Source organism: Mycolicibacterium madagascariense (assembly GCF_010729665.1).
Classification (GTDB): Bacteria; Actinomycetota; Actinomycetes; order Mycobacteriales; family Mycobacteriaceae; genus Mycobacterium; species Mycobacterium madagascariense.
The window spans coordinates 78,774-92,279 of sequence record NZ_AP022610.1 but is presented as its reverse complement, the minus strand read 5'-3'; the positions used below and the strand labels follow the sequence as shown (position 1 = coordinate 92,279).

At 65.4% G+C, this 13,506-nt stretch carries 12 protein-coding genes and 2 pseudogenes; 7 read left to right on the top strand and 7 right to left on the bottom strand.

From position 1 onward, the window contains the following. Nucleotides 1-214: 214 nt before the first annotated feature. Entirely contained in the window at nucleotides 215-1,132 is a 918-nt protein-coding gene (locus tag G6N60_RS00455; RefSeq protein ID WP_163730920.1) for an SAM-dependent methyltransferase, read from the bottom strand. A 54-nt stretch (nucleotides 1,133-1,186) separates the two neighbouring features. Beyond that, on the bottom strand, nucleotides 1,187-2,725 hold the full coding sequence (locus G6N60_RS00450) for an FAD-dependent monooxygenase (RefSeq protein WP_163730917.1): 1,539 nt from the start codon (nucleotides 2,723-2,725) through the stop codon (nucleotides 1,187-1,189). 156 nt (nucleotides 2,726-2,881) lie between these two features. Between G6N60_RS00450 and G6N60_RS00445 the strand changes: the two genes are divergently transcribed. Next, nucleotides 2,882-3,598 (top strand): TetR/AcrR family transcriptional regulator, encoded by a 717-nt coding sequence (locus G6N60_RS00445; RefSeq protein ID WP_163730914.1) that lies wholly within the window; start codon nucleotides 2,882-2,884, stop codon nucleotides 3,596-3,598. Nucleotides 3,599-3,822: 224 nt separating this feature from the next. Here the strand turns inward: G6N60_RS00445 and G6N60_RS00440 are convergent, their stop codons facing one another. Beyond that, complete coding sequence (locus G6N60_RS00440; protein ID WP_163730912.1) at nucleotides 3,823-4,449, bottom strand: TetR/AcrR family transcriptional regulator; 627 nt, start codon at nucleotides 4,447-4,449, stop codon at nucleotides 3,823-3,825. A gap of 153 nt (nucleotides 4,450-4,602) precedes the next feature. Here G6N60_RS00440 and G6N60_RS00435 point away from each other — a divergent pair, with 153 nt between their 5' ends. The 6 genes and pseudogenes from G6N60_RS00435 to G6N60_RS00405 all read left to right on the top strand — a co-directional run. Continuing rightward, nucleotides 4,603-5,133 carry a carboxymuconolactone decarboxylase family protein gene (locus tag G6N60_RS00435; RefSeq protein ID WP_246240139.1) on the top strand — a complete coding sequence of 177 codons (531 nt, stop codon included), beginning with the start codon at nucleotides 4,603-4,605 and terminating at the stop codon, nucleotides 5,131-5,133. After that, the gene (locus tag G6N60_RS00430) at nucleotides 5,130-5,720 is read left to right on the top strand and encodes a carboxymuconolactone decarboxylase family protein (protein WP_163730906.1); all 591 of its coding nucleotides are present in this window, start codon (nucleotides 5,130-5,132) and stop codon (nucleotides 5,718-5,720) included. Before G6N60_RS00435 ends, G6N60_RS00430 begins: the two co-directional genes overlap by 4 nt. A gap of 15 nt (nucleotides 5,721-5,735) precedes the next feature. Continuing rightward, nucleotides 5,736-6,743 carry a hypothetical protein gene (locus G6N60_RS00425; protein WP_163730903.1) on the top strand — a complete coding sequence of 336 codons (1,008 nt, stop codon included), beginning with the start codon at nucleotides 5,736-5,738 and terminating at the stop codon, nucleotides 6,741-6,743. A 14-nt stretch (nucleotides 6,744-6,757) separates the two neighbouring features. Continuing rightward, nucleotides 6,758-7,534, top strand: a complete 777-nt coding sequence (locus tag G6N60_RS00420; protein ID WP_163730900.1) for an alpha/beta fold hydrolase — start codon at nucleotides 6,758-6,760, stop codon at nucleotides 7,532-7,534. Between the two features lie 854 nt (nucleotides 7,535-8,388). Further along, nucleotides 8,389-9,124, top strand: a pseudogene (locus G6N60_RS28435) (IS3 family transposase); the annotation flags it as partial. A gap of 30 nt (nucleotides 9,125-9,154) precedes the next feature. Further along, nucleotides 9,155-9,253 (top strand): annotated as a pseudogene (locus tag G6N60_RS00405) (integrase core domain-containing protein); the annotation flags it as partial. A gap of 110 nt (nucleotides 9,254-9,363) precedes the next feature. On the opposite strand, the gene G6N60_RS00400 reads toward G6N60_RS00405, so the two are convergent. The 4 genes from G6N60_RS00400 to G6N60_RS00385 form a co-directional block, all read right to left on the bottom strand. Continuing rightward, nucleotides 9,364-10,080: a DUF7064 domain-containing protein gene (locus G6N60_RS00400; RefSeq protein WP_246240137.1), complete on the bottom strand. Its 717-nt coding sequence runs from the start codon at nucleotides 10,078-10,080 to the stop codon at nucleotides 9,364-9,366. Between the two features lie 251 nt (nucleotides 10,081-10,331). Continuing rightward, nucleotides 10,332-11,144, bottom strand: coding sequence for a phytanoyl-CoA dioxygenase family protein (locus tag G6N60_RS00395; protein WP_163730892.1), 813 nt, complete (start codon nucleotides 11,142-11,144; stop codon nucleotides 10,332-10,334). Between the two features lie 72 nt (nucleotides 11,145-11,216). Beyond that, entirely contained in the window at nucleotides 11,217-12,608 is a 1,392-nt protein-coding gene (locus tag G6N60_RS00390; protein ID WP_163730890.1) for a phosphotransferase family protein, read from the bottom strand. Nucleotides 12,609-12,639: 31 nt separating this feature from the next. After that, nucleotides 12,640-13,464 (bottom strand): enoyl-CoA hydratase/isomerase family protein, encoded by an 825-nt coding sequence (locus G6N60_RS00385; protein ID WP_163730888.1) that lies wholly within the window; start codon nucleotides 13,462-13,464, stop codon nucleotides 12,640-12,642. Nucleotides 13,465-13,506: the final 42 nt, after the last annotated feature.

The following is a 13,506-nucleotide window of genomic DNA, read 5'->3' as shown; positions in this document are numbered from 1 at the left end:
GACTGCTGAAGGAGGACGCCTTCGAAGACAATCGGCCCGATCAGGCTGTTGGACAGCAGGATTGGCACGATCTTCGCTCCAGTATGGGCATTCGTCGAAGCACGAGCACCACAGCCGACACCGCGCTCAGCTTGGGGTGCTTGACATCGGCCAAAGGCATCGGGGTGTGGCGCCGCTCTGGTCCTTGCGTGGGATGCAGGATCGATGCAATTAGTTACTCGCGGATGGCGGACACGTACTTGATGTCGCCGAAGGCAAGCATGGACGGCGCCTCTGGGACGTCGAAACCGTTGTCGGCGTACAGCTCTGACGTAGTGCGCACTGTGGTGTGCCAGCCGCGGGCTGACAGATAGGTGGCGGCGTCGTTGCGATCACCGGTGTAGATCAGATCAGGCCAGTTGATGTTCAAGCCCAGCTGTCGCCAGCCTTCGTCGAGCTTTCGGCCGCCATTCTGTACGCGGTCGCTCGTGTCGGGGACGTAACCGGTGGCGATACGGCTGCCGGGGGCGCTGAGGGTGGTGATGGCGTCGAACAGCCGGTCTTGGGTCTGTGGTGGCAGGTAGTCGAGCAGTCCTTCGGCGATCCACGCGGTGGGCTGGGTCGAGTCGAACCCGTGGTCGTGGAGGGCGTCTGGCCAGTCGTCGCGCAGATCCACCCCGACGGCGCTGTGCTCCACGGTCGGGGCCACACCGAGTTCGGCGAGGGTCCGGGTCTTGAACTCGACGACCCGCGGCTGATCGATCTCGTACAGGACGACTCCGGTCGGCCAGGGGAGCCGGTAGGCGCGGGTGTCGAGTCCGGAGGCCAGGATGACCGCTTGGCGCACACCGGCGTGGGCGGCTTGGAGGAAGAATCCGTCGAAGTATCTGGTGGTGACTGCGGTGCCTTCGTTGAGGCGCTGCGCTGTGTAGGCGGGATCGTCGACGAGTTGGACGTCGCCGTTCATCAGCTGAATGAAGACATCGATCCCGACGGAGGTGACCAGCGGTTCGGCGTATGCGTCGTCGATCAAGGGGTTGGGGCCCTTGGAGGCCAGGGCGCGTTGGGCCGCCACGGCGGTGGCGGTGACTCCCACACCCGACGCCAGATCCCAATTGTCGCCCTCGAATCGCGGGCTGTTGCTGTTCGTCATGGTGCTGCTCCTATCCATGGGTCGGAGTCACGGCGACGACGTCGCGTAGTGGGGTCACCGACGCCCCTGTGGGTCGGTCGGCGGTGTGAACCATCGGGCCGCGGCGTGGGCGGCCTGCGTGGGGTCGGGGCGGTCATCGCACGCCCAGGCGACTACTCCGTCGGGACGCACCAAGACCGCGGCCAGGCCGAGACGGTCCTTGACCTCGGTGCAGAGGTAGTCGATTCGTCCGCGAAAGTCCGCACCTGGGATCGCCTGCAGCGGTGCGGCGGCGTCGAAGTCGAGCAGGAGGCCCCTGCCGTCGTGCAGGAGGGCGGCCAGTCGTGTTCCGTCGGGGAGCTCGAAGTCTGGTGCGCTGCGCCCGATCAGGGGATGGTCCCCGGGAATGTCGTAGCGCTGGGATGCGCTCCACAACCGTTCGGCGAAGTAGGTGGCGCCGTCGGTGGTGTCGATGAGATCACGCACGATGGCGTTGATCGCCCGAGCCTGGGGCGTGGGCGCCATGATCGCGGTTTGCGCACGTGACCAGTCCAGCACGTGGGCAGCGATGGGGTGCCGTTCGATGGTGTAGGTGTCGAGCAGGTCCTCGGGTGCTTCGCCGCGAATGGTGGCGGCCAGCTTCCATCCCAGGTTCATCGCATCGCCCAGCCCCGTGTTGAGGCCTTGGGCTCCCAGGGGGGAATGAATGTGGGCGGCGTCGCCGGCGAGCAAGATCCGGCCGTCGCGGTAGGTGGTGGCTTGTTGTGCGCGGTCGGTCCACGTCGCTGCCAGGTGCAGCGCAGTCAACGTGGTGTCTGTCCCCGACACGCGGCGCAGCACCGCCTGAACGTGGTCCAGGGTGACTGGGGCGGTGCGGTGAAACGCGCCGCCGTCGAACTCGAGCATGGCGAGGAAGCCGGGCTCGGACTGTTCATAGAGGCCGGTCGGTGTCAGGGTGCGTCCCGGGTTGAGCTTGTCGGGATCGGCGATGTCGACCTGGGCCATGTAGCCGGTGAATTGCGGGTCGGTCCCGATGAACGGGAAGTGACCGACCTTGCGCACGGTGCTACGGCCGCCGTCGCAGCCGACCAACCAACGACCGCGTACCGACTGGGTTCCCGTCCGCACGATCACCTCGTCCTTGGTTTGGGTGAATTCGTCGACGCCGTGGCCGCGCTGGACGTGTGCGCCCAGGCTGGTGGCGCGCTGGGCCAGCACGGTCTCGATGTGCTCCATCTCGGCGGCCATGTTGGTCTCGGTGGGGCTGGGCAGGTGATACGGCCACCTTGAGAGGTCGATCTTGTCGTCCCTCAGCGGGATGCCCGCGAAGTGGCCAGGATGACGTTGCGCCAGGGCGCCCGATGAGCCGCCCTGGCTGTCGGCGCCACCATCGTCGTCTCCTGAGCCCGTGATCGCGGCGAGCAGCCCGCGGCGGTATAAGGCGTCGGTGGCGGGCACGGTGAGGCCACGCAAACCGAAGGGAAGCCTCTTGTGCGGCGACCGCGGATCTGGGGCGCGCTCGAGCACCAGCACCGAGCAATCGGCCAAACGCAGTTCCGCTGCCAGGAACAACCCCACGGGTCCAGCACCGGCGATGATGACGTCATAGAGCACGGCAGTCCCCCTTTGCGCCCTCGGGTGGGCGGCGGTCGGCACGTCGATCGAACGGCTCGAACGTCATAGCGGCTCGGCACCGACGAACAGTGTTCGTAACAACGAACATAGTTCTACATACTGACTGTTGTTCGTGTCAAGGTAGGATTCCGCGGCATGGCTCGTCCTGATCCCCAGCAGCGCCGGGCTGCTCGGCATGCGCGACCGGGTGGCGCGAGTGCGCCGCCACGACCACGAAAGGACCCCATCACCGTCGAGCGGATCATCGACGCGGCGTTGCAGATCGTGGCCACGCAGGGTCACGACGCCCTGACCATGCGCAGCGTCGCCCAGGCATTGGGCACCGGGCCGGCATCGCTCTACGTTCACGTGGTCAACAAGTCCGACATCGATGAGCTACTCATCGGCAGGCTGTGTTCGGAACTCGTTCTGCCACAACCACAACCAACCCAGTGGCGGGAGCAACTCTTCGACGTTTGCGTCCAGATCCGCGACCAATACCTGAGATACCCGGGTATCGCGAGCGCCGCGTTGGCCACGGCGTCGACCAACCTCGACACCCTTCGCGTGGCCGAGGGGATGCTGGCAATTACGCTCGCCGGTGGCGTTCCTCCCCAGCGCGCGGCATGGGCCATCGACGCGCTGTCTCTGTACGTCGCCGCCTACACCCTGGAACTCTCGCTAGTCCACCAGCGACGACACGATGACGACGAGAACTGGGTCGTCGACCGCGAGGAGCTGATCCGCCGGCTCACCGCCCTACCGGCCGACGAATTCCCACACACCCGGCGCCATGCCGCAGAACTGACCGGCGGCAGCGGACACGACCGCTTCGATTTCACGATGCACCTCTTCATCGACAACCTGAACTAGTCGCACGTGCAGCTGGCCCCTTACTTCGAAACTGGATCACGCCATGGGGATTCATCGAGGTTCACGGCGAGGCCACATCGAGATTCACGACGAGACCACCTCGTCTCGGCTCGGGAACTCATGATGGTGATTCGACACCCACGGAGGCGCCCCGCAATGATCGACCACCAGCGGCGCTTAGTTAAATTGGGTGTTTCGCTTTCGGAACTGCTGATGCCGTCGGGTCAGGGGTGGGCCGGTGATGTACCGGTGACGAAGAGCACCCTCTCGACGGCGCCGGGCACGTTCGCGACCGCCTCGGCTCCGCCGAGCGCCAACCGCATGAGATAACCGGGCAGCACGCACAACAGCACCTCAGCCATTGCCGTGGGTTCGTGGTGAGCGGTGTCGTCGGTACGGGTGCCGTGTGCTCCCCCATCGGGGGCGGCGTGCGGGTCGCCGCTCAGCGTCGCCAACGCGCTGGTGATGGCCTCGCGCAGGTGGTCGGCCAGTGGTGGATTGCGCAAGGCTTCAGACCAGACCAGCACGGCGATGGCGGCGAAGCCGTCCTCGCGATGGCGCGTGGTGACGAATTCCAGCACCGCCGTGAGTGCCGCCTGCGGGCTGGCGCCCTCTCCAATGGCCTGTGCCAGGACTGCGACCACCTGATCGAGATTTTCTGCGGCGATCGCCTCGATGACCTCATCCTTGCTGGCGAAATAGCGGTATACGGCGCCCGAGGAGATACCGGCCTCGGCGACCAAGTCCTGCATCGACGACGCATGGAACCCGTCACGGACGAAGCATCGGCGGGCCGCGGCCATGATGTGCGCGCGCCGTTCCGCGCGGTACTCACTCGTCACCTTGGGCATGGCTCCACCGTAATAGAAAAAACACGAGCGTTCGCGTTTGACAGAGCAGTCCGCCCGGTGCACGCTTAAAAGCGAACGATCATTCGCGGATAATTGGGGTGGACGGGAGACGACGTGAGTACGGAGGGCGATTTCGGAACGTTCGGCCGATACGTGGAGACGCCGGTCGAGGCGATGACACCGCAGACGAAGGAGGCCTACGACTTCACCCGCGAACTGCGGGGGCTCGTGCCGGGACCGCACAAGATCTGGCTTGCCAACCCCACTCTGTCAAAGACGATCGTGCCGACGGGGGCGTATTTCCAGCGTGAGTCGACCTTGACGAAATCGGAGATCGAGATCGCGACCAACGTCGTCAATGCGCGGTGGCGTAGCCCCTATGCCAATTACGAGCACGAGCTCATCGGCGAACGTGACGGACACTTGGATCCGCGCCGGGTCGAGGCGCTGATCGCTGGACTCCCAACGTCTTTCGACGATTCGCGGGAACAAGTCGTCTACGAGCTCGCGTCCGCGTTGGTCGCCCCGCGGATCGTGCCGATGGGCTTGTACCGGCGCGCCAAGGAACTGCTTGGGGATGCGGGCATCGTCGACGTGGCGGTGCTGTTGGGCTGGTTCACCATGGTGTGCATGACGCTCGGCGCCTTCGACGTGCCGGCCAACGCCGAGGGTTTGGACCAGTGAGCATCGACGGAAACGGCCTGGGTGGTCGGCTGACGCTCGCCGACCCGGATTCGCTGACCGGCGCGCAGCGTGAGTTGTTCGACCACATCACCGCCAACGCCGTGCCGTGGGCGACGCGAACGGGTTTCGCGGCAAAGTTGGCTGACGGGCGCCTCATTGGACCGTTCAACCCCAGCTTGCTCAGCCCCCAGATCGGTACCGCATTCCTTCAATTGCAGGCGACCGAAGAGCAGCACACCTCACTCGACGAGCGGGTGCGCCAAGTGGTGATCTTGACCATCGGGGCGCTGTGGCAGGCCCCCTACGAGCTCTATGCGCACCGCGCGGTCGCGCGCTGCGCCGGCCTGTCCGACGCGGTCGTCGCTGCGCTGGCCGCCGGCGAGATGCCCGAAGGTCTCACCCACACTGAGCAGACCGCTCACCGGCTGGCGAGAGCGCTGTCCACCGCGCATCGCGTCGACGACGACCTTTACCGCCTGGCCGAGCAGACGTTAGGTCCGCCAGGCGTTTTCGAGCTCACCGTGCTGGTAGGCCTCTATCACACCGTGTGCGCCATTCTCAACGTCTTCGCCATTCCCGCTCCCTGAGGACCAAGGACCATCATGGCCATTGCGCCGCTGCCCACCGTCACACTGACTCCGGTGGCCTACTTTCCGCAGAAGTACTTTCTGGAGAACCTGGCCGTCCGGATGGACCAGTCCGTCCTGATCACTGCGGTGCTACAGAAGGAACTCTGGTGGGTGCCACCAGCGGCTCCCGGTGCCGTCGTCGAGCCGGTCCTGGTACACACCTTCGAGCACCCCGTGACCGGAATCGTCGAGATCGCCCCCGACGTGTTCGTCATCAGCCTGACCGAGGCCTACACGACTCACGAATCACATTTGGTGCGAATCGATTTCACCAGGTGGACACCAGGCACACCGGTCCATCCAACGATCGTCTACACCTTCGACGACCGTGTGCGCGGCCTCAACGGCAGCTGCCTACTCGGACCAACGGTGATGGCGATCGCCGACTGCTTCGCCGGTCTCATCTGGCGCGTCGACCTCGCCGACGACGCCCGCAGCGCCACCGCGCGGATATGGCTGTCCGACGACACCATGGCGTTCGACCCCGACAGCGGCGTTCCTCCCCCACCGCAACCCGGCGTCAACGGCGTGCGCTACGGCGCACAGGACGGCTACCTGTACTACACCTCCACCGCGCAGAAGGTGTTCATGCGCGTGCCCGTCGACGCTGCCACCCTCGATCCGGCCGGGCCTGCGCAGTTCGTCGCGGCGATCGACAACGCCGATGACTTCTGCCTCGACGAGGAAGCCGGATTCGCTTACGTCACCAGGCATCGCGCCAACACCTTCGATCGAGTGCCGCTCACGCCGCGGCACGGCAGCGAAGTCCGCCACATCGCCGGTGATCCGTTCGACGACACTCTCGTCGGGCCGTCCAGTGCCGCGTGGGGACGCGGCGCAGGAGACCACGGCCACGTCGCCTACCTCACCACCGACGGCGGGACCACTGCTCCCCCCGACGGCGTCACCCGTCGGGCCGCGCTACTTCGCGCCGAATTCACCTACCCGACCGCGGCCGCGAGCGCCTCGGACCCATCATGACTCCACACGTTGACATGGTCATCGCGGGCGCGACATCCATCGAGACCTACGTCGACGGAGACGGCCCGGCGATCGTCCTCCTACCGTCCTACGGACGCGACGGGGGAAACGATTTCGACGCATTGGCTGCGACGCTGGCACGAGCGGGGTACCGGGTGTTGCGTCCTCAACCACGCGGCGTCGCCGGCTCGTCCGGTCCGATGACTGCCGTGCGCTTCGACGACATGGCCCGCGACGTCGCTGCAGTGATAGCAGCCCTGGCCGACGGGCCCGCGGTCGTCCTCGGCCACGCCTTCGGAAACTTCGTCGCCCGTGCGACCGCGGTCCATTACGCGGACCAGGTCGCCTGCGTGATCTTGGCGGCAGCATCTGGGAAAACCATTGCACCCGAGGTTGATTCGGCACCCATGCGCGCCGCGGACCCTACCCTGAGTGAAGGCGAGCGGCTCGCAGCGCTGCGCTTAGCGTTCTTCGCTCCCGGTCATGACGCGTCGCAATGGCTCACCGGCTGGTACCCCGAGACCTTGGCCATGCAGGTCGACTGCGTGCGCCACGCGGACGTGAACCGCTACTGGGGCGCTGGCAACGCGCCAATCTTCGAGATCATTGCTGCACTGGACCCGTTCCATCAACGCGCCGAATGGGGCGACCTGCGCCACCGATATGGCAGCCGCGTCACCACCACGGTGATCGCCGACGCCAGCCACGCACTGTTCCCCGAACAACCTACGGCTATCGCCGATGCCATCACCAAATACCTTGCCCAACATCACACATTCGGACGACTCTGACCCCGCCATCCCCACCCACGCAGCCATCTCCGGACAAGCCCCGGTCGCCGTCGGCAGACCCTGCACGGGAATCCCCGCCCGCCTGGCCCGTCAAGGCGATCGTCACGCTCCCTTTTCTCAGTGTCGTGGGCTTCATACAGGGGCGTCGTCGACGCAGCATCATTCGCGGTCACGCGGTGATCCGACGTGATGTCGCCGCCCAATAGCAGCGGCGGAGGACACACACGAGGACAACTCAACGACGACGACACAACACAGCGCCTGGGAGCCTGCGACAGTGCAGCCGATGTCGAGATGCAATTAACACTGACAAGACACGCCTGGCTACTTTGACAAGACTTCGGCGTGTCGTCTGAGCTCGTCAATCTTCGTCGCATCTTTCTGTCGGCCGGCCGGTATACGGCCGCCCGACCGGCGCATACCTGAGTCGGGACTGCCGCTCGCTGTCTCAACGGTTCCGCACTCTCGCCGACTGTGCGCCCCGCCGGTAAACGTTGACCGCATCGGCGACGCCGAATCGTCTGATCGATTACAGCTCCGTCCAACGCTTGAAAACACTCGGGTCGACATGAACTGTTGTGCCACGGCGGTCCGGAGCGTCGGTTCAGTCCAGGCTTCTTCGCGCTCCCGGGAACACAGTCGTGCCACGCGGACTGGCGGCGACGCAGGACTGCGTTGCGGCTGCTGCGATCTGCGTCAGCACTGCCGCGGCACGTCACGTCGCAAGAGTCTTGTGCAGACCTTCCTGACATCCGGACCATGCCAAGATGGTTCCGTCGTGAATTGGAGAAGGTGGGCCAAGTTGGGCGACGGCCTCTAATGCCCGGTTGATCCCGATCCGGACTGAGATGTTGGAGGACAACTACCGGGTCTGGGGCGTGCGAAAGCTGTGGAAGGCCGCCCGCCGCGCCCGCCACGACGTGGGCCGTGATCAGGTCGGGTGGCTGATGCGTGCGGCCGGAATAGAGGGGGTGCGTCGCGGCAAACAAGTGCGCACCACCAAAGCTGACCCAGGTGCGCCGCGGCACCCCGCATCTGGTGAAGCGCAAGTTCACCGCCACGGCGCCTAATGCGTTTTAGGTCAGCGACTAGACGTCCGTGCCGTCGTGGGCCGGGGCAGCGTATGTCTGCTTTCTCACCAATGTCTTCAGTCGAATAATCGTGGGGTGGCCGCTTCCGCCGCACACGCGGATTACCATGGTGCTCGATGCCACTGAGATGACGCGCTGGTCACACGGGAATACGTTGGCGGGCTTGCGAGGTCATTCCGATGCCGGGTCAGTCCACGCCCATCCGCTACGGCCAGAACGCCTGACCGAGATCGGCGCGGTGCCCTTCAGCGGGACCGTCGGGGACAGCTTCGACAACGCCCTAGCCGAGACGGTGAACGGCTATTACAAGGCCGAGCTGATCTACGGACCCGTCCGGGCCGGCCCGTGGAAGACCGTGGAGCTGGCCACCCTGGGATGGGTGCACTGGCACAACACCCGCCGCCTGCACTGTTATCTCTAAGACCTACCGCCCGCAGAGTACGAGGCCACGTTCCACGATGACGAAAGGACCGACCAACCCCTTTTGGGAATCCAATAGTTCGAGCCTCCGGCAGACCCAATGCAATCAGAAGCCCTTGCGCCCTGGCTCGAGCACTACAACACTCGACGACGTCACAGCGCACTCGGTGGCCTCCCGCCGATCAGCCGACGGACACCAACCTCCTGACAGGCTACATCTAGGCGGCCGACAGACGGTCCGTTAGCGAGACAGCCAGGCTTTTGCGCTGATCGCCGGGACAGCCTCAACCACCCGCGCGGAGGGTCGATCGCCATCATTCAACGCATGGTTCGCCAGGCATTCATCGGCCAAACATCTTGGTCCTCACCATAAATGGTCCGACCGTCCACGGTGAATTCCATCAGCGAGTTCACGCACACACTGGTGGCGGTTGGCAGGATCATTCGACTGACGGCCCGGCCGTGTGCGATTAAGGGTCGCCCGTCGTCGTCGACCAAGTCGATCGAGACGTCCGTAATCCACTTGTCGTGGGGGTGGCGGCGCACCTGCCGCGCACCCGACGCGAGGTAGCGAACAGCGCCGCCGCGACGGACGTAGCCGGCGTACACGTCGTCGGTTCGATCGCTGTCGCGTCGGGGCGTCGAGTAGGCCAGCAGCGAGGTGTGATCGTCGGCGAGCCAGGTGTAGGCCATCACTTGATAACCGCGTTCGCGACGCGGCCCCCAGGACCGATCACGCATGGCGTAACAGTCGATGTCGATGCGGTCGCCATCCAGAATCAGACAACCGGTAACCCGTCCGGTTTGATCGAAGTGCGACGCCTTCGGATACGGCGGGGTGCCTGGGCGTAGCGGTACTGGGCGCTCGCTGCCGGTGAACCGCAGGCGGGCCTGCAGACGCTCACGGTCGTCGAAGGCCAGATCGTAGGTCTGCCCAGGCTCGACAGTGCTCACCGTGTTGCCGTTGGCGAGGACGAGCCGGTGGGCGTCGGCGACCACCGGTGGTTTGAGCCAGTTGAACTGCTCGAAGAACAAGATCTCCCACGGGTCGGTGCCTTTTGGATCCCAAATCCAGCAGCCACCGGTGGTGACGCCGGCACTGGGCCGGACGCCCGAGTAGAGCCACCCACCGAGGCCCCGTTCGGGGGCGAAGAACGAGAACCAGTAGGTTTCGTTGAAGTAGAACTCGCCGCCCGGGGTGTGCAGACCGTCATCGGATGGCATGAATTGCTCGGACTCCGGTACGACGGGACCGGGGATGGCGTTCGCGCGCGCCGGGCTGGCCGTCATCGCGGTGCGGGGGTTGTCGAAGCGGCGGCGTTCTCCGGGATGAAGTTGGCGGTGCCGCCGGACTGCCCGAACCCCATGATCTCGCGCAGCCATGGGCTCAGCGTGGCGCGCAGGTCCTGGAGGATGCCGCGGTGCCATTCGAATTGCGGGGCCAGAAAGGAACGCGCGAAGAACGCGAATGCCCCCGAGCGGGGGGTCGTTCCGGTGTTGGCGCCGGTCTGGTGGTGAATGCGGCCCTCCATGAACATCATTGATCCAGCAGGCCCGCACAGTGGGACCGCGCCGGGATGCGTTCCATGCCAAGCTGGAGGGCCGCTCTCACGGTGCGTTCCCGGCACGTAGCGAGTGGCGTTGTCGGGGGTGAAATCGTCTAGAGCGAACGCCACGTTCACGGTGCATGGGTAGGGCGGCCACGGGGCCGGGATCGGGTTCTGGTCGGCGTGCAACGCCATCGCACCGGCGCCAGGCAGGGTGGTGTTGGACGTGAAGTTCGACAGTCGCACGCTGTCACCAAGCCAACCAGTGACCACGGCCCGAAGCGCTGGAAGCTCGAGCATCTCGCGGAACACTGCATCCTTGCCGGGCAAGTTCCGAACCCGAACGTTGAGTTCGTCTGGGTCATAGGCAGATCCACGGACTTGGAAGCCGTGGGCCTCGTCTTCGCGGGCGCCGCGTTCGAGCGCTTCCTTGGCCCGGGCGATCATGTCGGAGTCGATCGCGCCCTCGACGACCACCACTCCGTCTGCCTCGAGCGCAGCACACACACGCTGGCCCACATCAGCATCTGAAACCACGACGTGCTCAACCATTGCCTCGTCCTTCTCCTCGATGGGTGACGATCCACGAAATCCGTTGACCGCGTTGGCCGTTCCCGATACCGATCATGGCCGTTCCAGCGGGTCGAACGTACGTTCGACGAGCCTACCCATCGCCGGACGCAGGATTTGCATCTCCCGCAGCGTCCGGCGGTGCAGTACTCGTACCACCGAAGCGACGTCGACGGTGCCCGAGTTGAACCGGCCGAGTAAGGCGGCGATGCCCTCGGCCACCGAATCCGGTCGGGCGCCAAGCACATCAGCCAAGTCCTCGAGGTCGGCGACCTCGGCCGCGGGGCCGAGCCGATCCATCTCGCGCAGGTACTTCAACATCCTGGCAATGCCCTTGCTGCGCAAGATGACGAAGGGGTCCGTGCTACGCGGGACGACGATCTGACCCAGCTGCGCCAGCGCCGCGTCGTACCACCAGGCGAGGGCCGTAACCGGCGCATCGAGCGTGGTGGGTCGTTGCAGTTCGACGTCGAGCACGTCGGCCATCGCGTCACCGAACAGTCGACGGTGCAGCGCGGTGTAGATCAAGGCATTGCCGACTTCCCCGAGCGGATCGGAATGCCCGACGGAGTGGTGGCTGAGCACCAGGATCCTCAGCTCGGCGAACACGCGGTAGTACCGCACCCGGGAGACGTCCACCGGCCTGCCGCTGAACCTGGCGTAGTCGTCGAATCGCTCGAGAAGGTCGGTAAAGGGCTCTTGGACCGCGCGAACACTCACCCACGCCAGGTCGTCGTGGGGATCACCCAGGTGGGCCAACTCCCAGTCGAGCACCGCGCTCACCCGGCCGTCTCGATACAGGAAGTTTCCCGGTCCAGCGTCGCCGTGCACGATGACCACCGGTCCCGACGCCTTCGGAACGTTGGCCTTTAGCCAGGCGAAGCCAACCTCGATGAGCGGGTCGGGCGGCGCCTCACTGGTGCGATAAAACCTTTCCCACCGGTCGATTTCGACGGCGACGTGTGCGGGTAAGTCACCTGGATTCACCCCCTCGTCCAGATCGAGTCCGCGTGGCTCGATGGCGTGCAGTGCGGCCAGGATGCGCATGAAGTCCGTCGCAACCTCGACGCGCTCGTCGGGGTCCTTCAATCGAGAGAACCACGTCTCACCGGCGACGCGCTCGGCAAGGATCGCCTGTTCCCTCGGGTGGACCGCATGGATGTGCGGCGCCGGCACAGCGCTGTCAGCCATGGCAGCGAAGAACGCTGCCTCGCGGCTGAGGGTGAAGGGATCACCCGTCACGGTCGGGTCCGTGCGGTCGTAGCGCAGGAACAGCTCGCCGGCTGATCCGTCGGGGTAACGCACGTCTAGGAACCAGGCCTCCCGTCGGCCGCCGCCGGGGCGCCGGTCGACCGAGACGATGGTGGCGCCCAAGACGTCCTGCACCCAGGCCAGCAGGTCGGCGCTGAGGGTCGACGCGTCATCCTGCTGCGCAGTAATCGTCATCGTCGTCTGCCTGTCCGCCTGATGCAATTCGTCATCTGTTGCAGTACCTCGGTTCACGGCCATCGCGGAACGCGGCCATCGCTTCGGCCTGATCCTGGGTCAAGGCCGTCAGCACCTGCTGTCGGTTCTCCAGTTCGACCGCTGCGTCGAAGGACGGGATTTCCAGCGAGAGCCACATTCCCTGTTTGGTCAGGGCCAACGACAACGGAGGGGCCGCCAGTAGCGCGTCGACGGTTTGCGTCACGCGGCCAGCCAAATCCTCCGCCGCGACCACGTCCGCAACGAGACCGATACGCAGTGCCTCTGCTGCGTCGAACCGTCGACCGGTCAGCATCAGCTCATGCGCACGACCGGCGCCCACCAGCCTCGGCAACATCCACGACGTTCCTATGTCGCACCCCGAGAAACCCACTCTGATGAACGACACCGCGAAGACGGCGTCGATCGATGCAAGCCGCACGTCGCATGCGCAAACCAGGGCCAGACCACCGCCAGCCGCGGCGCCGTTGACCGACGCGATGACGGGCTGCCGTAGCGACCTGATGCGCTGAACGAGCGAGGCAATGTGCCGCTGCACGGCCAGCTTCGCGTGAACGTCATGGCCGACGGTGTCATCTGCGTATCCATCGAGATCGAGGCCTGCGCAGAATCCCCGTCCAACCCCTCCAAGGACGACGACCCTGCACTGCGGATCGCTGCCCGCTTCGGTCAACGCCTCGTGCATCGACTCGACCATCGTCGCGGTCAGAGCGTTCAATCGGTGCGGCCGGTTCAGGTCGATGGCAACTACCCCGGCGCGCGGCCGGGACAGCCTTACCTCCGGCGCCGAGCCCGCGGATCGCGCGGTCGCATTCACCGCGCACCTCGGTCACGAGTTCGATGACACGGCGTCTGCACC

Bases quoted from the DNA above. Each gene is read 5' to 3' on its own strand.
- G6N60_RS00455 (WP_163730920.1), bottom strand. From the start codon at position 1,132: ATGACGAACAGCAACAGCCCGCGATTCGAGGGCGACAATTGGGATCTG.
- G6N60_RS00420 (WP_163730900.1), top strand. From the start codon at position 6,758: ATGGTCATCGCGGGCGCGACATCCATCGAGACCTACGTCGACGGAGAC.
- G6N60_RS00425 (WP_163730903.1), top strand. From the start codon at position 5,736: ATGGCCATTGCGCCGCTGCCCACCGTCACACTGACTCCGGTGGCCTAC.
- G6N60_RS00445 (WP_163730914.1), top strand. From the start codon at position 2,882: ATGGCTCGTCCTGATCCCCAGCAGCGCCGGGCTGCTCGGCATGCGCGA.
- G6N60_RS00395 (WP_163730892.1), bottom strand. From the start codon at position 11,144: ATGGTTGAGCACGTCGTGGTTTCAGATGCTGATGTGGGCCAGCGTGTG.
- G6N60_RS00440 (WP_163730912.1), bottom strand. From the start codon at position 4,449: ATGCCCAAGGTGACGAGTGAGTACCGCGCGGAACGGCGCGCGCACATC.
- G6N60_RS00390 (WP_163730890.1), bottom strand. From the start codon at position 12,608: ATGACGATTACTGCGCAGCAGGATGACGCGTCGACCCTCAGCGCCGAC.